This is a genomic window from Pseudomonas sp. zbq_18, assembly GCF_043102245.1.
Taxonomy (GTDB): domain Bacteria; phylum Pseudomonadota; class Gammaproteobacteria; order Pseudomonadales; family Pseudomonadaceae; genus Aquipseudomonas.
This window is the reverse complement of record NZ_JBICIT010000001.1, coordinates 40,144-61,398: the sequence shown is the minus strand read 5'-3', so window position 1 is coordinate 61,398 and position 21,255 is coordinate 40,144. Positions and strand designations below refer to the sequence as shown.

15 protein-coding genes are annotated in these 21,255 nt (G+C 64.6%); 7 read left to right on the top strand and 8 right to left on the bottom strand.

Annotation, left to right across the window (positions count from 1 at the left end; translation table 11 throughout):
• Window positions 1-140: 140 nt before the first annotated feature.
• A complete protein-coding gene (gene purL / locus ACF8C6_RS00285) occupies window positions 141-4,037 on the bottom strand; it encodes a phosphoribosylformylglycinamidine synthase (protein WP_392497471.1) in 3,897 nt (1,298 codons plus the stop codon).
• Window positions 4,038-4,185: 148 nt separating this feature from the next.
• Between purL and mltF the strand changes: the two genes are divergently transcribed.
• Complete coding sequence (mltF, locus tag ACF8C6_RS00280) at window positions 4,186-5,676, top strand: membrane-bound lytic murein transglycosylase MltF (RefSeq protein ID WP_277689960.1); 1,491 nt, start codon at window positions 4,186-4,188, stop codon at window positions 5,674-5,676.
• Between the two features lie 13 nt (window positions 5,677-5,689).
• Here the strand turns inward: mltF and tadA are convergent, their stop codons facing one another.
• The 5 genes from tadA to ACF8C6_RS00255 all read right to left on the bottom strand — a co-directional run bounded on the left by tadA (window position 5,690) and on the right by ACF8C6_RS00255 (window position 11,550).
• Complete coding sequence (tadA, locus tag ACF8C6_RS00275) at window positions 5,690-6,175, bottom strand: tRNA adenosine(34) deaminase TadA (protein ID WP_392497470.1); 486 nt, start codon at window positions 6,173-6,175, stop codon at window positions 5,690-5,692.
• 1 nt (window position 6,176) lies between these two features.
• Window positions 6,177-7,547, bottom strand: a complete 1,371-nt coding sequence (locus ACF8C6_RS00270) for a multicopper oxidase family protein (protein ID WP_392497468.1) — start codon at window positions 7,545-7,547, stop codon at window positions 6,177-6,179.
• Between the two features lie 117 nt (window positions 7,548-7,664).
• A complete protein-coding gene (gene guaA, locus ACF8C6_RS00265) occupies window positions 7,665-9,242 on the bottom strand; it encodes a glutamine-hydrolyzing GMP synthase (RefSeq protein WP_392497466.1) in 1,578 nt (525 codons plus the stop codon).
• A gap of 209 nt (window positions 9,243-9,451) precedes the next feature.
• Window positions 9,452-10,921 carry an IMP dehydrogenase gene (gene guaB / locus ACF8C6_RS00260; RefSeq protein ID WP_392497465.1) on the bottom strand — a complete coding sequence of 490 codons (1,470 nt, stop codon included), beginning with the start codon at window positions 10,919-10,921 and terminating at the stop codon, window positions 9,452-9,454.
• Between the two features lie 80 nt (window positions 10,922-11,001).
• The gene (locus ACF8C6_RS00255; protein WP_392497463.1) at window positions 11,002-11,550 is read right to left on the bottom strand and encodes a sugar ABC transporter ATPase; all 549 of its coding nucleotides are present in this window, start codon (window positions 11,548-11,550) and stop codon (window positions 11,002-11,004) included.
• Window positions 11,551-11,635: 85 nt separating this feature from the next.
• Here ACF8C6_RS00255 and xseA point away from each other — a divergent pair, with 85 nt between their 5' ends.
• The 4 genes from xseA to leuA all read left to right on the top strand — a co-directional run bounded on the left by xseA (window position 11,636) and on the right by leuA (window position 17,212).
• A complete protein-coding gene (xseA, locus tag ACF8C6_RS00250) occupies window positions 11,636-13,015 on the top strand; it encodes an exodeoxyribonuclease VII large subunit (protein ID WP_392497862.1) in 1,380 nt (459 codons plus the stop codon).
• 20 nt (window positions 13,016-13,035) lie between these two features.
• The gene (locus ACF8C6_RS00245) at window positions 13,036-13,857 is read left to right on the top strand and encodes a peptidoglycan DD-metalloendopeptidase family protein (protein WP_392497461.1); all 822 of its coding nucleotides are present in this window, start codon (window positions 13,036-13,038) and stop codon (window positions 13,855-13,857) included.
• Between the two features lie 93 nt (window positions 13,858-13,950).
• Entirely contained in the window at window positions 13,951-15,222 is a 1,272-nt protein-coding gene (locus ACF8C6_RS00240; RefSeq protein WP_392497861.1) for a mechanosensitive ion channel family protein, read from the top strand.
• 319 nt (window positions 15,223-15,541) lie between these two features.
• The gene (gene leuA / locus ACF8C6_RS00235) at window positions 15,542-17,212 is read left to right on the top strand and encodes a 2-isopropylmalate synthase (protein ID WP_392497460.1); all 1,671 of its coding nucleotides are present in this window, start codon (window positions 15,542-15,544) and stop codon (window positions 17,210-17,212) included.
• 203 nt (window positions 17,213-17,415) lie between these two features.
• Here the strand turns inward: leuA and ACF8C6_RS00230 are convergent, their stop codons facing one another.
• Window positions 17,416-18,576 carry an OmpP1/FadL family transporter gene (locus ACF8C6_RS00230; protein WP_392497458.1) on the bottom strand — a complete coding sequence of 387 codons (1,161 nt, stop codon included), beginning with the start codon at window positions 18,574-18,576 and terminating at the stop codon, window positions 17,416-17,418.
• Window positions 18,577-18,830: 254 nt separating this feature from the next.
• Here ACF8C6_RS00230 and ACF8C6_RS00225 point away from each other — a divergent pair, with 254 nt between their 5' ends.
• Complete coding sequence (locus ACF8C6_RS00225; RefSeq protein WP_392497457.1) at window positions 18,831-19,880, top strand: NAD(P)-dependent alcohol dehydrogenase; 1,050 nt, start codon at window positions 18,831-18,833, stop codon at window positions 19,878-19,880.
• A gap of 184 nt (window positions 19,881-20,064) precedes the next feature.
• Here ACF8C6_RS00225 and ACF8C6_RS00220 read toward each other — a convergent pair whose 3' ends face one another.
• A complete protein-coding gene (locus ACF8C6_RS00220; protein WP_392497455.1) occupies window positions 20,065-20,856 on the bottom strand; it encodes an amidohydrolase in 792 nt (263 codons plus the stop codon).
• 71 nt (window positions 20,857-20,927) lie between these two features.
• Here ACF8C6_RS00220 and ACF8C6_RS00215 point away from each other — a divergent pair, with 71 nt between their 5' ends.
• Window positions 20,928-21,224, top strand: coding sequence for a helix-turn-helix domain-containing protein (locus ACF8C6_RS00215; protein WP_392497454.1), 297 nt, complete (start codon window positions 20,928-20,930; stop codon window positions 21,222-21,224).
• Window positions 21,225-21,255: the final 31 nt, after the last annotated feature.

Sequence of the window (21,255 nt, the reverse complement as noted above, 5' to 3'; positions counted from 1 at the left end):
GATGGGTCTCGCCAGGCGAAACCTGGCGGACTTCGGGCAGGAGGTTTGCTTCGGAATCTGACACCACAACCCTCTCCCGCCCTGCGGGCACCCTCTCCCATCAATGGGAGAGGGTCATGAGAAGAGCCTTCGGCTCGCTGTTAATCCACCCAGACGCGCGCGTTGCGGAACATGCGCATCCAGCCGGCATCTTCTTGCCACTCGTCCGGACGCCAGGAGTTCTGCACGGCACGGAACACCCGCTCCGGGTGCGGCATCATGATGGTCACACGACCATCGCGACTGCACAGGCCGGTAATACCACGCGGCGAGCCATTGGGGTTGGACGGGTAGCTCTCGGTGACCTTGCCATGATTGTCGATAAAACGCATCGCGACCGTTCCAGACAGATCGGCCTCCAGTAGCGCCTCCTCGCTCTCGAACTCGGCATGCCCCTCACCGTGTGCAATGGCGATCGGCATGCGCGAGCCGGCCATGCCCTGCAGGAAGATCGACGCCGACTCCTGTACCTGGACCATGGCCACACGGGCCTCGAACTGCTCCGAGCGGTTGCGCACGAAGTGTGGCCAGAATTCGGTGCCGGGGATCAGCTCGTGCAGGTTGCTCATCATCTGGCAGCCGTTGCACACGCCGAGAGCGAAGCTGTCCTTGCGCTCGAAGAACGCCTGGAAGCCGTCCCGAGCACGGGCGTTGAACAGGATCGACTTGGCCCAGCCTTCACCAGCACCCAGTACGTCACCGTAGGAGAAGCCACCACAGGCCACCAGGCCCTTGAAGTCTTCCAGGCTGATGCGCCCGGCGAGGATGTCGCTCATGTGCACATCGATGGCAGAGAAGCCGGCGCGGTCAAAGGCCGCCGCCATTTCCACCTGGCCATTGACACCTTGCTCACGCAGGATCGCGATTTGCGGGCGCACACCCTTCTTGATGTAAGGCGCGGCGATGTCCTGGTTGACGTCGAAGCTCAGCTTGGCGGACAGCCCCGGATTGTCCTCGTCGAGGATCAGGTCGAATTCCTGGTCGGCGCAGTCGGCGTTGTCGCGCAGGCGCTGGATCTGGTAGCTGGTCTCGGCCCACTGGCGCTGCAGCAGGCGACGCTGACCGCCGAACACGGCTGCGCCATTGAAGCTGATGGCTACGTCGCTGCCATTGATCGGCTGACCGATCACCGCCACGCAATCACCGAGGCCGGCAGCGCTGAACTGGGCGAGGATTTCCGGAGTGGCATCCTGGCGCACCTGGATCACCGCACCCAGCTCTTCGTTGAACAGCACGGCGGCCAGCTCAGATGCCTGGTCGGCCAGACCGTCAAGGAACAGGTTGAGGCCACAGTGACCGGCGAAGGCCATCTCCAGCACGGTGGTCAGCAGGCCGCCGTCGGAGCGGTCGTGGTAGGCCAGCAGGTGACCGTCGGCATTCAGGCCCTGGATCACGGCGAAGAAGGCCTTGAGGTCTTCGGCGTCGTCGACGTCCGGCACGGCCTGGCCGAGCTGGGCAAAGGTCTGCGCCAGGATCGAACCGCCCATGCGGTTCTGCCCACGCCCCAGGTCGATCAGGATCAGGTCGGTCTCGCCCTTGTCCAGGCGCAGCTGCGGGGTCAGCGACTGACGCACGTCCTGCACCGGGGCGAAGCCGGTGATCACCAGGGACAGCGGCGAGGTCACGCTCTTGTCCACACCCTCGTCCTGCCAGCGGGTCTTCATGGACATCGAGTCCTTGCCCACCGGAATGGTGATGCCCAGCGCCGGGCACAGCTCCATACCCACCGCTTTCACGGTGTCGTACAGGCGCGCGTCTTCGCCCGGATGGCCGGCAGCGGCCATCCAGTTGGCGGACAGCTTGATGTCGGAAATCTTCTCGATACGCGCGGCGGCCAGGTTGGTGATGGTCTCGCCGACTGCCATGCGGCCGGAAGCCGGGGCGTCGAGCAGGGCCAGCGGGGTGCGCTCACCCATGGCCATGGCTTCACCGGTGTAGACGTCGAAGCTGGTGGCGGTCACGGCGCAGTCGGCCACCGGCACCTGCCACGGGCCAACCATCTGGTCACGCGCCACCAGGCCGGTGATGGTGCGGTCGCCGATGGTGATCAGGAAGCTCTTGCTGGCCACGGCCGGGTGGCGCAGCACGCGGGTCGCCGCTTCCTCGATATTGACGCTGGATGCATCAAAGTCATCGCCCTGCTCGGCCTCGCGGGTCACGCTGCGGTGCATGCGCGGCGGCTTGCCCAGCAGCACCTCCAGCGGCATGTCCACCGGCTTGTTGCCGAAGTGGCTGTCGGACACGGTCAGGTGCGGCTCGGCGATGGCCTCGCCGACCACCGCAAACGGGCAGCGCTCGCGCTCGCAGATGGCCTTGAAACGTTCGAAGTCGGCGGCGTCCACGCTCATCACGTAGCGTTCCTGCGACTCGTTGCACCAGATTTCCAGCGGGGCCATGCCCGGCTCGTCGTTGGGCACGGCGCGCAGCTCGAAGCGACCGCCACGGCCGCCGTCGTTGATCAGCTCCGGCAGGGCATTGGAGATGCCGCCGGCACCGACGTCGTGGATGAACTTGATCGGGTTGTCGGCGCCCAGCTGCCAGCAGCGGTCGATGACTTCCTGGCAACGACGCTCCATTTCCGGGTTGTCGCGCTGCACCGAGGCGAAGTCCAGGTCGGCGGAGCTGGCACCGGTAGCCATGGAGGAAGCGGCACCGCCACCCAGGCCGATGAGCATGGCCGGACCACCGAGCACGATCAGCTTGGCGCCGACCGAGATCTCACCTTTCTGCACGTGCTCGGCGCGAATGTTACCCATGCCGCCAGCCAGCATGATCGGCTTGTGGTAGCCACGGACTTCCTCACCACGCGGGCTCTGCACCGCCTGCTCGAAGGTACGGAAGTAGCCGTTCAGGGCCGGACGACCGAACTCGTTGTTGAACGCGGCGCCGCCCAGAGGGCCTTCGATCATGATGTCCAGCGCGGTGACGATGCGCTCGGGCTTGCCGTAGGGCTTCTCCCAGGGCTGCTCGAAACCGGGGATATTCAGGTTGGATACGGTGAAACCGGTCAGGCCCGCCTTGGGCTTGGCGCCACGACCGGTAGCGCCTTCGTCGCGGATCTCGCCGCCGGAGCCGGTGGAAGCACCAGGGAACGGTGCGATGGCGGTCGGGTGGTTGTGCGTCTCCACCTTCATCAGAATGTGCACCGGCTCCTGGGTGGCGCCGTACTCGCGAGTTTCACCATTGGGGAAGAAGCGCCCGGCGGTGAAGCCTTCGATGACCGAGGCGTTGTCCTTGTAGGCGGACAGCACACCCTCGCTGTGCATCTGGTAGGTGTTCTTGATCATGCCGAACAGCGACTTGTCCTGGCTCTCGCCGTCGATGTCCCAGCTGGCATTGAAGATCTTGTGGCGGCAATGCTCGGAGTTGGCCTGGGCGAACATCATCAGTTCGACGTCGTGCGGGTTGCGGCCCAGCTCGGTGAAGCTCTTCACCAGGTAGTCGATCTCATCCTCGGCCAGGGCCAGCCCCAGTTGCACGTTGGCCTGTTCCAGGGCCGCACGGCCACCACCGAGGATGTCCACGGCGGTCAGCGGCTTGGGCTGGGCATGGCTGAACAGGCCGGCGGCCTCTTCCATGCTGCCCAGCACCAGCTGGGTCATGCGGTCGTGCAGCAGCGCGGCGACGGCTTGCTGATCAGCCTCGGAGAGCTCGCCGCTGATGTAATAGGCAATGCCACGCTCCAGGCGTTCGATCTTGGCCAGACCGCAGTTGCGGGCGATGTCGCTGGCCTTGCTCGACCAGGGCGAAATGGTGCCGAAACGCGGAATGGTCAGAAACAGCTTGCCGACCGGTTCCTGCACCGCAACGCTCGGGCCGTATTTCAACAGTCGGGCCAGCACCTGCTCTTCGCGGGTATCGAGCACGCCAGTCACTTCGGCGAAGTGAGCGAACTCGGCGTACAGCCCAGTCACGGCAGGGACCTTGGCAGTCAGTTGCGAAAGCAGTTTGCCGTGACGGAAGGCGGAAAGAGCGGGCGCGCCGCGCAGGATCAACATCGTGAACAGCCTCGGGGAAGGGGTGTGCTTTGAGGCCGTGCATTCTAGCCTAAAGCGCCAGCAGACGGCACCTGTGGCGCAGCGCCTAACAGAGCACAGAGGCCCTGTCCAGATATGGCGCCCTTTGACCTTTGCGTATACTGCGCCAATGTTTGCCCACACCGCGTTGCGCATCCGCACAGCCGCCTGGCTGTTGTCGACCGCAATCCTTCTGCTGCTCGCGGGTTGCGATGCGCCTCCAGAGGCCGCCGCGCAACCCAGCACCCTCGAGCGCATCCAGAAGGAGGGCGCGCTGCGCGTCATCACCCGCAACAGTCCCACCACCTATTTCCAGGATCGTGCAGGCGAGACCGGTTTCGAGTTCGAGCTGGCCAGAAGGTTCGCCGACAGTCTGGGGGTGGAACTGAAGATCGAAACCGCCGACAGCCTGGACGACCTGTTCACCCGCCTCAACCAGACCAATGGCCCGGTACTGGCCGCCGCTGGCCTGGTGTCGACCAACGGCCGCAAGACACAGGCGAGCTTCTCCCACGCTTACCTAGACGTCACGCCACAGGTCATCTATCGCAATGGCCAGCGTCGCCCCACCCGCCCCGAAGATCTGATCGGCCGACGCATCCTGGTGCTCAAGGGCAGCAGCCACGCCGAACAGCTGGTCGAACTCCAGAAAACCCTGCCCGATCTGCAGTTCGAGGAATCCGCCGATGTGGAAGTGGTCGACCTGCTGCGCATGGTCGATGAAGGGCAGATCGACCTGACCCTGGTCGACTCCAACGAACTGTCGATGAATCAGGTGTACTTCTCCAACGTACGGGTCGCCTTCGACCTGGGCGAGGCACGCGGTCTGGCCTGGGCCGTGGCGGCGGGGGATGACAAGAGCCTGCTGCTGGAAGCCAACAAGTTCCTCGAACAGGTGCAGAAGAATGGCAGCCTGCAGCGCCTCAAGGATCGCTACTACGGCCACGTCGACGTGCTTGGCTACGTTGGCGCCTACACCTTCGCCAAACACCTGCAGCAACGCCTGCCGCGCTACGAGAAGGATTTCCGCAAGGCCGCCGAGAAATACAAGGTGGACTGGCGCCTGCTGGCCGCCATCGGCTATCAGGAGTCACTCTGGACTCCGGACGCCACCTCCAAGACCGGCGTGCGCGGCCTGATGATGCTGACCCAGAACACCGCGCAGGCCATGGGCGTGGTCAACCGCCTGGACCCCAAACAGAGCATCGCCGGGGGGGCCAAGTATTTTGCCCTGGTACACAGCGGCCTGACCGAGGACATGAGCGAACCGGACCGCACCTGGTTCGCCCTGGCCGCCTACAACATCGGCATCGCCCACCTGGCCGACGCACGCAAGCTGGCCAAGGCCGAGGGTCTGAACCCGAACAAGTGGCTGGACGTGCAGAAGATGCTGCCGCGCCTGGCGCAGAAGCAGTGGTACAGCAAGACCCGCTACGGTTATGCCCGAGGCGGCGAGACCGTGCATTTCGTGCGCAACATCCGCCGCTACTACGACATTCTCAACTGGGTGACCCAGCCACAGATGGAAGGCTCCCGCGTGGCCGAAAGCGGCCTGCATGTGCCGGGCGTCAACCGCACCATTCCGCGTGGAGAAGCCGAGGCCAACCCCACGCAACTCTGACGCCCAACGCCGACTACTTGGCGCCGCCCCGCCTGGCCTTGAAGAAGGCACTCAACATAGCGCCGCACTCCTCGGCCAAGAGCCCACCCTCGACCAATACCCGGTGATTGAGAAAGTCCTGGCTGAAGAACTGGCCACGACTGACCGCCACCCCAGCCCTGGGCTCGGCAGCGCCATAGACCACGCGACTGACCCGCGAATGCACGATCAGCCCGGCACACATGCTGCACGGCTCCAGCGTTACGTAGAGGGTGCTACCGGGCAGCCGGTAATTCTGCAGCGCAGCGGCAGCAGCACGAATCGCCACCATTTCGGCATGGGCACTGGGATCTGAGGTACCGATCGGGCAGTTGAAACCACGACCGATCACTTCGCCTTCCTGCACCAGCACCGCACCCACCGGCACCTCGCCGCGTTGCGCACCTTCGGCGGCCAACATGAGGGCCTCACGCATGAAGCGCTCGTCCTGACTGCGGTCGATGATTTTCACTCTCTGCATGTCATACCACGGCGATGGCGGCCATCAGGCCGGTTTCCATGTGGTCGATCACATGGCAATGAAACATCCACACTCCGGGATTATCGGCGACGAAGGCAATGCGCGCTGTCTCGTTCTTGCCCAGCAGATAAGTGTCTGTGTAGTAGGGCGTGATGCGTTTGCGGTCGGAGTCCAGCACCTTGAAGGTCATCCCATGCAAATGGATCGGATGCAGGTACTGCGCCATGTTGCGCAGCTCGAAAATGTAGCTGCGATCCTTCTGCAGCGTGGCGATGGGCCGCTCCGCACAGCGTTTGTCGTTGATGTCCCAGGCCTGGCCGTTGATCTGCCAGTAACTCGCCGGCCCCTGCTGCTGCGGCGATGCCAAAACAGCCGACCACTCGAAGTTGAAGCGCAGGGTCTCGGCGCCGGTCAGGTCAGGCTCGGCTACCGGATTGGCCGGCAGAGCCGGCGGCCAGTCGCCGGGCACCTCGGCACTGGCCACACTGCGCAGGGTGGCCAGGCGCAGCGGACCATTGCGCAGGGCGATTTCCTGACCTGCGGCCGGCACCTTCACCGCCAGATCGATACGCATGCCGGCACCGAGGAGATACTCCTTGCCCAGCGGCCGTGGTGCTACCGGGTGACCGTCCAGCGCATAGATGCGCGCCTCGCCGCCGCCCTTGAGGTTGAGTCGATAGCTGATGGTGTTATCCAGATTGAGCAGGCGCAGACGCACCACCTGGCCAGCCGGCAGGTCGAGCACCGGCAGGTGCTGTCCGTTGATGGTCGACAGCCGGCCACGGGTCCCCTCGCGAGCGGCCAGGCGCGGTACCGAAAACGCAGTGAAGGCGCCCTGCTCGTCCACGTGCCAGCTCTTCAGGCTCAGCGTGCGCTCATGGACAAACCCTGTCGGTTCGCGCTCTTCGACGATCAGCGGGCCAACCAGCCCCCGCCCCAGCTGCTCGGAGCTGGCGGTATGCGGGTGATACCAGAAGCTGCCGGCATCGTGACAGAGGAACTGATAGTCGAAGTACTCGCCCGGCTTGACCGGCGCCTGAGACACGTAGGGCACGCCATCCATTTCCAGCGGCAGGCGGATGCCGTGCCAGTGAATGGTGGTCTCCACCTCCAACTGGTTGATGAAGCGCACCCGCAGCATATCGCCCTGGCGTACGCGCAGCTCCAGGCCAGGTGCCTGGCCGCCAAACGCCCAGGCCGGGGTTGTGTGCCCCGGTACCAGCTCCAAGTCCAGCGGCGCGGCAATCAGCTCGTAGTCGTGGGTTGTCACATTGGCCGGACGACCCAACCAATAGCGCACACCACCAGCGCCGAGCCCGGCCACGCCGAGGGCGCCAAGGCCGAGCAGTATCTGTCTGCGGGTAAACGTCATGTCTCTTCCGTCGCCGGTCATTTGCGACATTTTCTCATTGCCAAAAGCCCACGGCGAGCAGCCGATTGCCGCAGGCAGATACGACAAGGGCAGCTCACGCTGCCCTTGTCGGTCACATCACTCCCACTCGATGGTGGCAGGCGGCTTGCTCGACACGTCGTAGGTGACGCGGGAGATGCCGGAGATCTCGTTGATGATGCGGTTGGAGACCTTCTCCAGCAGCTCGTAGGGCAGGTGCGCCCAGCGTGCAGTCATGAAATCGATCGTTTCCACGGCGCGCAGGGCGACGACCCAGGCGTAGCGACGGCCGTCGCCGACCACGCCGACCGATTTCACCGGCTGGAACACCACGAAGGCCTGGCTGGTCTTGTGGTACCAGTCGAAGTTGCGCAGCTCTTCGATGAAGATGTGGTCAGCCAGACGCAGCAGGTCGGCGTACTCCTTCTTCACTTCACCGAGGATGCGCACGCCCAGGCCTGGGCCCGGGAAGGGGTGGCGGTAGACCATGTCGTAGGGCAGGCCCAGCTCCAGACCGATCTTGCGCACCTCGTCCTTGAACAGCTCGCGCAGCGGCTCGACCAGTTCGAACTGCATGTCTTCCGGCAGGCCACCGACGTTGTGGTGGCTCTTGATCACGTGGGCCTTGCCGGTCTTGGCGCCGGCCGACTCGATCACGTCCGGGTAGATGGTGCCCTGGGCGAGGAACTTCACGTCCTGCAGCTTGGTGGCCTCCTCGTCGAATACTTCGATGAAGGTGCGGCCGATGATCTTGCGTTTCTCTTCCGGGTCGCTGACGCCGGCCAGGCGGCCGAGGAACAGGTCTTCGGCGTTGGCACGGATCACCTTGACGCCCATGTTCTCGGCGAACATGGCCATCACTTGGTCGCCTTCCTTGTGACGCAGCAGGCCGTTGTCGACGAACACGCAAGTCAGCTGGTCGCCGATGGCCTTGTGCAGCAGCGCCGCGACCACCGAGGAGTCGACACCGCCGGACAGGCCGAGCAGCACCTTGGAGGTACCCACCTGGGCACGCACGGTAGCGATGGCATCTTCGACGATGTTGGCCGGGGTCCACAGGGCCTCGCAGCCGCAGATGTCGAGAATGAAGCGCGAGAGGATGCGCCCACCCTGCTTGGTGTGGGTCACTTCCGGGTGGAACTGCACGCCGTAGTAGGCGCGGCTGTCGTCGGCCATGGCGGCGATCGGGCAGCTCGGAGTGCTGGCCAGGATATGGAAACCTTCCGGCAGGGCGGTGACCTTGTCGCCGTGGCTCATCCACACGTCCAGGCCCAGTACGCCGTCGGTGTCCACATGGTCTTCAATGCCGTCGAGCAGGCGCGCCTTGCCAACCACGTCGACGCGGGCGTAGCCGAACTCGCGCAGGTCAGAGCCTTCCACCTTGCCGCCGAGCTGCTCGGCCATGGTCTGCATGCCATAGCAGATGCCGAACAGCGGTACGTTCAGGTCGAACACCGCCTGCGGCGCGCGCGGGCTGTTCGCCTCATGCACCGACTCCGGGCCACCGGCGAGGATGATGCCGCGCGGGGCGAAGGCTTGGATGGCGGCGTCGTCCATGTCGAACGGATGGATCTCGCAGTACACGCCGATCTCGCGCACGCGGCGGGCGATCAGCTGGGTGTACTGGGAACCGAAATCGAGGATGAGGATGCGGTGGGCGTGAATGTCGTGGGCCATGGCCGTCGTCTCGTAGAGGAATCACAAATGACAAAGGGCTGATAGCAGCCCCGTGTCTTATCAAAATTCAAAAATCGATTTGCCACGTCGCGAGCGCAGAGCCGGCAAGGCGGAGAGAAACGAGAAAGCGGAGTTGGCTGTAGCCAATGAGCATTTCGAATTTTTCTCCAACGCCGCCGGATCAAGCGCAGCAGCGGCAAATCGATTTTTCAGCCCACGCGATAGTTCGGGGCTTCCTTGGTGATCTGCACATCGTGTACGTGCGACTCGGCCATGCCGGCGCCGGTGATGCGCACGAACTCCGGCTTGGTACGCATCTCCTCGATGGTGGCGCAGCCGGTGTAGCCCATGGAGGCACGCAGGCCGCCCATCAGCTGATGCACGATGGCGGCCATCGCGCCCTTGTACGGTACACGGCCTTCGATGCCTTCCGGCACCAGCTTCTCAGCGCCGGCCGAGGAGTCCTGGAAGTAACGGTCGGAAGAGCCCTGCGCCTGGGCCATGGCGCCCAGCGAACCCATGCCACGGTAGGCCTTGTAGGAGCGACCCTGGAACAGCTCGACTTCGCCCGGTGCCTCTTCGGTACCGGCCAGCATGGAGCCGATCATCACCGCGGAGGCACCAGCGACGATGGCCTTGGACAGGTCGCCGGAGAAGCGGATGCCACCGTCGGCGATCAGCGGCACACCGGTGCCGGCCAGGGCGGCGGCAACGTTGGCCACGGCGGAAATCTGCGGCACGCCGACACCGGCGACGATGCGGGTGGTGCAGATCGAGCCCGGGCCGATGCCGACCTTGACGCCATCGGCGCCAGCCTCGACCAGCGCCTTGGCGGCGTCACCGGTGGCAATGTTGCCGCCGATCACCTGGACTTCCGGGAAGTTCTGCTTGACCCAGCGCACGCGGTCGATCACGCCCTTGGAGTGGCCGTGGGCAGTGTCGACGATGATTACGTCAACGCCGGCGTGAACCAGCGCGGCCACGCGGTCACCGGTGTCGGCGCCGGTGCCAACGGCAGCGCCGACGCGCAGGCGACCCTGGTCGTCCTTGCTGGCCAGCGGGTAGGCCTTGGCCTTCTCGATGTCGTTGACGGTCATCATGCCTTTCAGGCGGTACTGGTCGTCGACGATCAGCACGCGCTCGATGCGGTGCTTGTGCAGCAGCTTGCGCACGGCATCCTTGTCCTCGCCTTCCTTGACGGTGACCAGGCGCTCTTTCGGCGTCATCACCTCACGCACCTTGGCATCCATACGGCTTTCGAAGCGCACGTCACGCGAGGTGACGATGCCGACCAGGTCGCCATGGTGCAGCACCGGCACGCCAGAGATGTTGTGCTGGCGGGTCAGGTCGAACAGGTCGCCAACGCTGGCATCGGCCTCGATGGTGATTGGGTCTTTCACCACGCCGGACTCATAGCGCTTGACCTTGCGCACTTCGGCCGCCTGCTGCTCGATGGTCATGTTCTTATGGATGATGCCGATGCCGCCTTCCTGGGCCATGGCGATGGCCAGGCGCGCCTCGGTGACGGTATCCATGGCTGCGGACAGCAGCGGGATATTCAGCTCGATGCCACGGGTCAGGCGGGTCTTGAGACTGACGTCCTTGGGCAGGACTTCCGAGTAACCGGGGATGAGCAGGACGTCGTCGAAGGTGAGTGCTTCTTGGCTGATACGCAGCATGGCGGGGCTCCCGAGAGGGAAAAATAAGAAGCGCGGCATTATACCTAGCGGGCCACCTTCGCTCAATGGCGATACGCCACTCAGTCGTGCACCTGCACCAGGCGCATGGGAAAGCCCAGGCGCTCGGCAAACTGCTCCAGCAGCTGCGGCGAAAAGCACTCCGGCGGCCAGCCGTTGAACACGAATGCCAGGTTGGAGAAAGCACAGGGTTGCAGGAAGAGAAAGCCGTTGATGTCATCCTCATGGCCACATTCGGGGCAAGTGAAGTTGTCGCTGACCCCGGCCATCCACTCGTCAAGGCTCTCGAACAGCGCCACGCCGACTTCCTGGCGGCACTCGGGGCAACCGGCCTCTTCGAGAAAATCGCGGGTCGGCGTGTAAATGCTGCGCAGGGTCACCACCTGCAGGCCGTTGTAAGGCTGACCGAACGGCAGACGCTCGGCATGGGGCAGGCGCCGCGCACCCTCGCCAATGGCATGGGCCATGCCGTTGCCCAGGCGTCCGCAGGTGCTCAACTGGGCGTCGATCAGCCGCTGACCGCTGAGCCAGCGCACGATCCGCTGCGAGTGCGCGCCAAGGTGCGGCAGGCTGGAAATCTGCGGCACCAGGATGCTTTGTATGACGTTCATATAAGGAAGGATGGCTGAAAAGGCGGCGCAGTCTACTGGCTTGCCGCGCTTTGGGCACGCCGGGCAACCCGCTATCATGCCGGCCATGATTACCGACCCGTTCCAGCGCCTGGGCCTCGACCGCGAGGCCCTCAGCGTCAGCCAACTGAACAACCGTGCGCGCCTGCTGCTGGAGGACGTTTTCGCCCAGGTCTGGGTCGAAGGCGAAATCTCCAACCTGGCCCGCCCGGCCTCCGGCCACCTCTACTTCACCCTCAAGGACAACCAGGCCCAGGTGCGCTGCGCGCTGTTCCGGCAGAACGCCGCCCGCGTGCGCCAGGCGCTGCGCGACGGCCTGGCGGTAAAGGTACGCGGCAAAGTCTCGCTGTTCGAGGGCCGCGGCGACTACCAGCTGATCCTCGATACGGTCGAGCCCGCCGGTGATGGCGCCCTGCGCCTGGCCTTCGAAGCGCTCAAGGAGAAACTCTCTGCCGAGGGTCTGTTCGCCGCCGAGCGCAAACGCGCCCTGCCCACCCATCCGCAGCGCATCGGCATTGTCAGCTCGCCGACCGGCGCAGTGATCCGCGACATCATCAGCGTGTTCCGCCGCCGCGCGCCACAGGTGGCGCTGACCCTGATCCCCACCGCCGTGCAGGGCCGCGAGGCCACCGCGCAGATCGTCCGCGGCCTTGAGCTGGCCGACCGCGCCGGCTTCGACGCGATCATCCTGGCCCGTGGTGGCGGCTCGCTGGAGGACCTCTGGTGCTTCAACGAGGAGGCCGTGGCGCGCGCCGTGGCCGCCTGTCGCACTCCGATCGTCAGCGCCGTCGGCCATGAAACGGACGTGTCGATCAGCGATTTCGTCGCCGACGTGCGCGCGCCGACGCCCTCCGCCGCCGCCGAGCTACTGGCGCCGGACAGCTCCGACCTGCAACGTCGCCTGGACAGTCTCAAGCGTCGCCTGGCCCTGACCCTGCAAACCCGCCTGAGCCGCGAACGCCTGCGCCTGGACGGCCTGGCCCGGCGCCTGCGCCACCCTGGCGAGCGCCTGCGCCAGCAGGCTCAGCGCCTGGACGATCTGGACATGCGCCTGCGCCGCGCCTTCGCGCAACAGGCCAATAACCGCCACGAGCGCCTGGCCCGCCTGGAAGGTCGCCTCAGCGCCCAGCATCCGGGCCGTGCCCTGGCCCTGCTGCGCCAGCGCCTGGACAGCCTGGCCACGCGCCTGCCCCGCGCTATCGAGTTGCAGCTGCGCCAGCAACGCCGACAGCTGGAAAACCTCGCGCAAACGCTGCACATCGTCAGCCCGCTGGCCACCCTCGGCCGCGGTTACAGCATCCTTCTCGACGAGCGCGGCCAGGCCGTGCGTGCCGCCAGCCAGACCCATCCCGGCCAGCGCCTCAAGGCGCGTCTGGGCGAAGGCGAGCTGGACGTTCGCGTCGAGGACAACCACCTGGAGCCGGTGACCCTGTCACTGCTCGACTGATACCGCCACACGGACAGCCCATGCGCCTCGTCAGCCTGCTCACCCTGCTCTGCCTCGCCCTTCCCGTACAAGCCGAAGGCTTCCTCACCCGCCTGCTCAACAAGCCGGTGCCCGGCGGTGTAGCAGTCGTCGACCTGGGAGCTGGCGCGAGCGCGCCGCAGGTGCGCTACCAGGGCAAGCCGGTGCTGGTGGTGAAGGAAGATGGCCAGCGCTGGATCGCCATCGTCGGCATCCCACTGACGGTCAAGCCCGGCCAGCAACAGATCGAGGCCGGGGGCCAGAAGCTGAGCTTCCAAGTCGGCGGCAAGCACTATCGCGAGCAACGCATCACCCTGAAGAACCCCCAGCAGGTCAACCCGAACGCCAAGAACCTGGCCCGCATCGAACGCGAGCTGGCCGAACAGAATGCCGCCTACCGCCAGTTCAGCCCACGCCAGCCAAGCAACCTGCTGCTCGACAAACCGGTCAGCGGGCCACTGTCCTCGCCCTTCGGCCTGCGCCGTTTCTTCAACGGCGAGGAACGTAACCCGCACTCAGGCCTGGATTTCGCCGTGCCAGCCGGCACGCCGATCAAGGCCCCGGCCGCCGGCAAGGTGATCCTCATCGGCGACTACTTCTTCAACGGCAAGACCGTGTTCGTCGACCACGGTCAGGGGCTGATCAGCATGTTCTGCCACCTGTCGGCGGTGAGCGTGCAGCTTGGCGACGAGCTGCCGCGCGGCGGCGTACTGGGCAAGGTCGGCAGCACCGGCCGCGCCACCGGCCCGCACCTGCACTGGAATATCAGCCTTAACGATGCGCGGGTCGATCCGGCGATCTTTATCGGCGCGTTCAAGCCCTGAGCGGAAAACCGGACTTACAGTTGCAGGTTGGGCTCAGGCAAGGGCTTTGCTAAGGTTCTGCAGCTTGATCCGCAGCCCACGAGGCCCATGTACATGCCCGCCCAACTGCAACAAGCCCTGGACTGGCTGAACCAGCATCCCCAGTTGCATACCGTCATCGCCCTCGGCTTTCTGCTGTTTATCGCCTGGCTAGCCAACTGGCTGGTCAAACGCATTCTCGTGCGCGGCCTGAATCGCGTCATGGGCGCCACCCACCTGGGGCGCACCACGAACATCAGCCACAGCGGCATGATCAAGCGCTTATCCAACATCGTGCCGGCGCTGATCCTGATCAGTGGCGTACACCTGCTACCCAACCTGCCCGACGCGGTAGCCGTGGTGGTGGTCAATGTCGCCTCCGCCTTTATCGTGGTGACCGTGGCCCTGGCCCTCAGCGCCCTGCTGGACATCATCAACACCCTGTACCAGCTACGCCCCGACGCCCACATGAGGCCGATCAAGGGTTACCTGCAGGTGGTCAAGATCGCCATCTTCGCCATCGCCACCATCCTGGTCATCGCCAGCCTGATCGACCGATCGCCGCTGATCCTGCTGTCCGGCCTCGGCGCCATGGCCGCCGTGCTGCTACTGATCTTCCAGGACACCCTGCTGTCGCTGGTGGCCAGCGTGCAGATCAGTTCCAACGACATCATCCGCGTCGGCGACTGGGTGGAGATGCCACAGCTCAACGTCGATGGCGACGTGATCGACATCGCCCTGCACACGGTGAAGGTGCAGAACTGGGACAAGACCATCAGCACCATCCCGACCAAGCGTTTTATCACCGACGCCTTCAAAAACTGGCGCGGCATGGAGGAAAGCGGCGGTCGCCGGATCAAGCGCTGCCTGTATCTGGATCAGAACAGCGTGCACTTTCTCGACGCCGAGCAACTGCAGGAGCTACGCGGTTTTGCGTTGCTGGCCGACTACCTGGACGAAAAACAGGCCGAGCTCAAAGCCAGCAACGCCGGCCATGACGACCCGCGCAACACCCGCCGCCTGACCAACCTCGGCACCTTCCGCGCCTACGTCGAACGCTACCTGCGCCAGCACCCCAGCGTGCACCAGCAGATGACCCTCATGACCCGCCAACTGCAGCCGGGTGCAGACGGTCTACCGCTGGAGATCTACTGCTTCACCAACACCACCACCTGGCTGGTATACGAGGGCATCCAGGCCGATATCTTCGACCACCTGCTGGCGATCCTGCCGGCCTTTGGACTGCGCGTGTTCCAGAGTCCCAGCGGGGCGGATTTTCGTGTACTGATCGACAGTCGCCTAGCCATCGCCCAGCAGGATCGTGCAGCGCCTGCTGTACACCAGTGATGCCTCCGCCGGCAGGCACGCGCAGGACGTGCCTGCCGGAAAGCCTCAGCGCAATTTATTGCAAATAACACCAACAAAACGGCAACTAACAACCCAAATAGTGATTTAGCGGCAATTTTCAGGCGTTTTCTCCACAAGCATTGCCATCTTTCCCCCTCAGCAGTAGGGTTAGCGGCATGAAAACAGCTCATACCCTCATTCTTCTACGGCAACACGCCTGCCTGCGTCTGGTCAGCCCGCGACTGCGTAGCTGAACCCTCCTCTCGCCCCAACCCTTTCGTGTTGCCCCGGCCTGCCGCCGAATTCAAGGATTTGCCTGATGACCATGCTCAAAGACCCGTCGAAGAAATACCGTCCCTTCACCCAGATCCAGTTGCCCGACCGTACCTGGCCGGACCAGATCATCGACAAGGCGCCGATCTGGCTGTCCACCGACCTGCGCGACGGCAACCAGTCGCTGATCGAGCCGATGGACGCCGAGAAGAAGATGCGCTTCTTCAAGTGCCTGGTCGCCGTGGGCCTGAAGGAGATCGAGGTGGGTTTCCCGTCCGCCTCGCAGACCGACTTCGACTTCGTCCGCGAGCTGATCGAGGGCGGCCATATCCCTGATGACGTGACCATCCAGGTGCTGACCCAGGCCCGCGAGGACCTGATCACCCGCACCTTCGAGTCGCTCAAGGGCGCGAAGAAGGCCATCGTCCACTACTACAACGCCACCGCGCCGAGCTTCCGCCGCATCGTCTTCAACCAGGACAAGGCCGGCGTGATCGAGATCGCCACCAGCGCCGCACGCATCATCAAGCGCCTGGCCGCCGCCCAGCCGGAGACCCAGTGGGGCTTCGAGTACTCGCCGGAAGTGTTCAGCTCCACCGAAATCGACTTCGCCGTCGAGGTGTGCAATGCGGTGATCGGCGTATTCGAGCCGACGCCGGCGCAGAAGCTGATCCTCAACCTGCCGGCCACCATCGAGTGCGCCACGCCGAACAACTACGCCGACCAGATCGAGTGGTTCGGCCGCCATGTTGATCGCCGTGACAGCGTGCTGATCAGCGTGCACACCCATAATGACCGTGGCACCGGTGTAGCAGCCTCCGAGCTGGCCGTGATGGCCGGCGCCGACCGCGTCGAAGGCTGCCTGTTCGGCAACGGCGAACGCACCGGCAACGTCTGCCTGGTCACCTTGGCGCTCAACCTCTACACCCAGGGCGTCGACCCCGAACTGGACTTCTCCGACATCGATGCCGTGCGCAAGGTGGTGGAAGAGTGCAACCAGCTGCCGGTGCACCCGCGCCATCCGTATGTCGGCGACCTGGTCCACACCGCCTTCTCCGGCTCGCACCAGGACGCCATCCGCAAGGGCTTCGCCCAGCAGGACCCGGAAGGCATCTGGGAAGTGCCGTACCTGCCGATCGACCCGGCCGATATCGGTCGCGACTACGAGGCGGTCATTCGCGTCAACAGCCAGTCCGGCAAGGGCGGCATCACCTTCCTGCTCGAACAGGAATACGGCATCAGCCTGCCTCGCCGCATGCAGATCGAGTTCAGCCAGGTAGTCCAGCGCGAAACCGACCGCCTCGGCCTGGAGATGACGGCCCAGCAGATCTATAGCCTGCTGCAAAGCGAATACCTCGAAGCCAATAGCCCGTACGCACTGAAGAGCCATCGTCTGCAGGAAGAGAACGGCATCTGCAGCGTCGACGTCGAAGTCGCCTACGACGGCGAAACCCGTCGCAAGCACGGCACCGGCAAGGGCCCGCTGGAGGCGCTGGTCGCCGCACTGCCGCAGAACATCGAGATCATGGACTACCACGAGCACGCCATCAGCGCCGGCACCAACGCCCAGGCCGTGGCCTATATCGAGGTACGCCTGAACGGTGGCCGCCCGCTGCACGGCATCGGCATCGACGAAAACCTGACCACCGCGACCTTCCGCGCCCTGTTCAGCGCACTGAACCGGGCACTGGAGCAGGCCGAGGCGCAGGCTGCCTGATCGCTCAGAACCTGCTCACGATCTCCTGGCCGTCGGCCATACGGCGTTAAAAACAGCCTCGGAATGCTCATTTACAGCACGTAAACTCCGCTTCCTCGACTGTTTTTGCCTTGTCTGGCTCTAGTCCAAAAGATCGTGAACAAGGTTCTCAGAGGTGAATGAAAACGCCGGGTACTTGCCCGGCGTTTTCGTTGCTGCCCAGCCTAAAAGTGATAGGCGCCACTGATGATCAGCGCGTAGGGATTATCGGTCTCCCCCACCACCCGCCCGCGGACGGCCGACGCGCCGGTGTCGACCGGCCCTTCGCCGAAATCGACCAGATGCACATTGAATTCGACCAGTTGGCCCTTGCCATGGTCGACCTGCACCCCTGCCCCGAACCCCCAGATACGGTCTAGCGCCAGCGCCAGGGTGCGCTTGTCGTCGTCCACCGGCGCCTGCACATAAAAGGCATCCAGGGTGTAGCGCAGGCCATTGTGCTCGGGGAAGCCATAGCCCACGGCCCCCGCCCAGAAGTTGTTGAAGCCGCCCTCCTCGACATTGAGGTCTTGGCCATCGAGGGAAATCGAGTTGGCGCCGAAACGCGAGAACTCGACCCAGCCGATATCGGCCACGATGAAGTCACCCGCCTCCAGCTCGTGATACAGACCACCGATGATGCGCTGCGGCTGTACCTGCTCGACCTCGATCTCGTCGCTGAGAATGCCGCGTTCCAGCAACCCGCCGATCACCGGACCGGTATTGCGGAATTTCAGGTCGCCATCGATATCGGTTTTCGACTCGCTGGTGTAGGACAGCCCGAAGCGGGTCTTGTCGGTCATCTCCCACAACAGCGACAGCGTGAAGTTGGTGCCGACACCGTCGAGCTCAGCCTTCATCCGCCCATCGGCCGCCCCCGGCACCAGGGTGTTGATGGCCACTTCCGACTCCGAGGCGATGTAGTTGATACCCACGGCAGCCCCTATCGACCACTGCTCGTTGATACGCCAGGAAATCGCCGGTGTCAGGGCGACATAGACCAGCGAATAGCTGTCCGTGTAATAACGCCCGGCCCAGTCCGAGCCGTACTCCGAGCCAAAGCCGGTGGGCACGGTCAGGGAGAGGCCGACATGCACATCCTCGCTCAACGGCCGCACATGGTAGGCCTGGGGCAGAAACACCGGACTGGAGTCATTGTCAGGGTTACCGCCGCCGGTCGTGGTCTTGCCCTCATCCACCTCGAACTCGCCAAAACCCCGGGCCATCATCAGACTGAGGCTGGTCGTCGGCTCCGCCAGGCGCGACATCCCCGCCGGATTGCTGTTGGCGGTCTCCGCCGAATCGGCGCTGGCGACAATGCCGGCGAAGCCTGCCGAACCAGCCACGACCGGCCCCGTGAAACATCCCGCCAGTGAAACCACCAGCCCCAAATGTCGTGAAGATTGCATGGCGCCCCCGTCTGCAAACCGCAATGGTGATGTGTAGTCCGGATGAGCATAGACGGTCGCCAGAACGCTTTTAGGAAAGAGCCTGGCGCAGCCGTGCACCTCTGGGCATGGATTCGGCAGGATCGGGCAAGCCGTCTGTAACCTGCCTGCCTTAGCCTCTCCTGCATCCTTTGCATACCCCAGGAGACGCCATGAGCAGCACCCTCGCCTTCGCCGCACAAAATCCAGAATCCCCACTGGCCGCCATGGAAATCCAGCGCCGCGCCGTCGGCCCGGACGACGTGGCCATCGACATTCTCTACTGCGGCGTCTGCCACTCCGACCTGCACACCGCACGCAACGAGTGGAACAACACCCTGTATCCCTCGGTGCCGGGCCACGAGATCGTCGGCCGGGTCAGCGCCGTCGGCAGCAATGTCAGCCAGTTCAAGGTTGGCGACGTGGCCGGCGTCGGCTGCATGGTCGACAGCTGCCGCCAGTGCGCCTCCTGTGGCGAAAGCCTGGAGCAGTACTGCGAGAGCGGCTTCACCGGCACCTACAACGGTCCGGTGTTCGGCGGCGAAAACACCTTCGGCGGCTACTCCCAGCACATCGTGGTCGACCAGCGCTTCGTCCTGCAGATTCGCCACAGCGCCGAGCAACTGGCGGCCGTGGCGCCGCTGCTGTGCGCCGGCATCACCACCTACTCGCCGCTGCGCCAGTGGAAGGTCGGGCCAGGGCAGAAGGTCGGCATCGTCGGGCTTGGCGGTCTCGGCCACATGGGCGTGAAGATCGCCGCGGCGATGGGCGCCCATGTGGTGCTGTTCACCACCTCGCCGAACAAGCGCGATGACGCCCTGCGCCTGGGCGCCAGTGAAGTGGTGGTATCCAAGCATGCCGAGGAAATGGCCGCGCACGCCGGCAGCTTCGACTTCATCCTCAATACCGTGGCCGCGCCCCACGACCTCAACCCGTTCCTCAACCTGCTCAAGCGCGACGCCACCCTGTGCCTGGTCGGCGCGCCGGATTCGCCACACCCGCCGGCGGACGTATTCGGCCTGATCTTCAAGCGCCGCCGCATCGCCGGCTCGCTGATCGGTGGTATCGCCGAAACCCAGGAAATGCTCGACTTCTGCGCCGAACACGGCATCGTCTCGGACATCGAGATGATCCCCATGCAGGCGATCAACCAGGCCTACGAGCGCATGCTCAAGAGCGACGTGAAGTACCGCTTCGTGATCGACATGGCATCGCTGGGTTAAGACAGCAGTTGCACAAAGGGCTAAGAGCATCGCGGCTGAAGCCGCTCCCACGGAAGCGCGTAGGTGCACCGGTAGGTTGGGTTGAGGCGCAAAGCGCCGAAGCCCAACAGCGGAGTTGCCTGAAAGCTCGTTTGTTGGGCTTCGCTGCGCTCAACCCAACCTACACGCTACCTGTTCCTAGCTCTTACTGCCCAGCCAGATAGAACCGATCCGCATCCAGATACGCCGGGAAGCGCTGCCGGTAGGCCGCCAGCTCGGCTGCCGACAGCCGCACGCGAAACACGCCGGCAGCATCGCCCGGCGCCAGCAGGCTCTCGCCCTGGAAGTCCAGTACCTGGCTGTCGCCGCTGTAGGGGTGGCCGTTGCCGTCGCGGCCGATGCGGTTCACCGCAGCCACGTAGCACAGGTTCTCGATGGCCCGTGCCGGCAGCAGGCGATTCCAGTGCTGCCGCCGCGCCGCCGGCCAGTTGGCGGTGTACAGCAACAGGTCGGTTTTCTCGGGATCGCGGCTCCACACCGGGAAGCGCAGGTCGTAGCAGATCAGCGTGCGCACCCGCCAGCCCTTAACCTCCAGCACCACCTGCTCCTCACCCGCCGCATAGTGCTTGTGCTCGCCGGCCATGCGGAACAGGTGGCGCTTGTCGTAGTGTGCCAGCGAACCGTCCGGGCGCGCCCACAGCAGGCGGTTGCGGTAGCTGCCGTCGGCAGCCTGGATGATCAGGCTACCGGTGACCACCGCGCCGATACGCTGCGCCTGCTCGCGCAGCCAGAGCGTGGTGGGGCCGTCTTCCGGCTCGGCCAGCTCGGCCGAATGCATGGAGAAGCCGGTGCTGAACATCTCGGGTAGCACCACCAGGTCGGCGCCGCGCGCCTGCTCCAGCTGGGCTGCGAGGTATTCCCGGTTGGTCGCGGGGTCCTGCCAGGCCAGTTCACACTGCACCAGCGCCACTTCCAGGTCGTCGTTCTGCTCGTTCATCGCTATCCTCCGCAAGACCTGCGTAGATACCCCCGCGCCACCTCGCCTGGCAAGCCACCTCAGGAGAAAACATGGACGTCAGCAAGACCCGCACCAGCTTCTACCGCCGCCTCTATGTCGCCTGGCTGGTCGACAGCGGCAGCGCCACCAGCGTGCCGGCGTTGATCGAGGCCACCGGCATGCCCCGGCGCACCGCCCAGGACACCCTGGCGGCGCTGGCCGAGCTGGATATCCAGTGCGAGTTCATCCAGCACGATGGCGAGCGCAACAACGCCGGGCACTATGTGATCCGCGACTGGGGCGCCATCGACAAGCGCTGGGTCGCTGCCCACCTGGCCCAGATCAAGGCGCTGCTGGGCTATCCGTGATCCCAGCTGTGATCACAGCTCGGACTACATT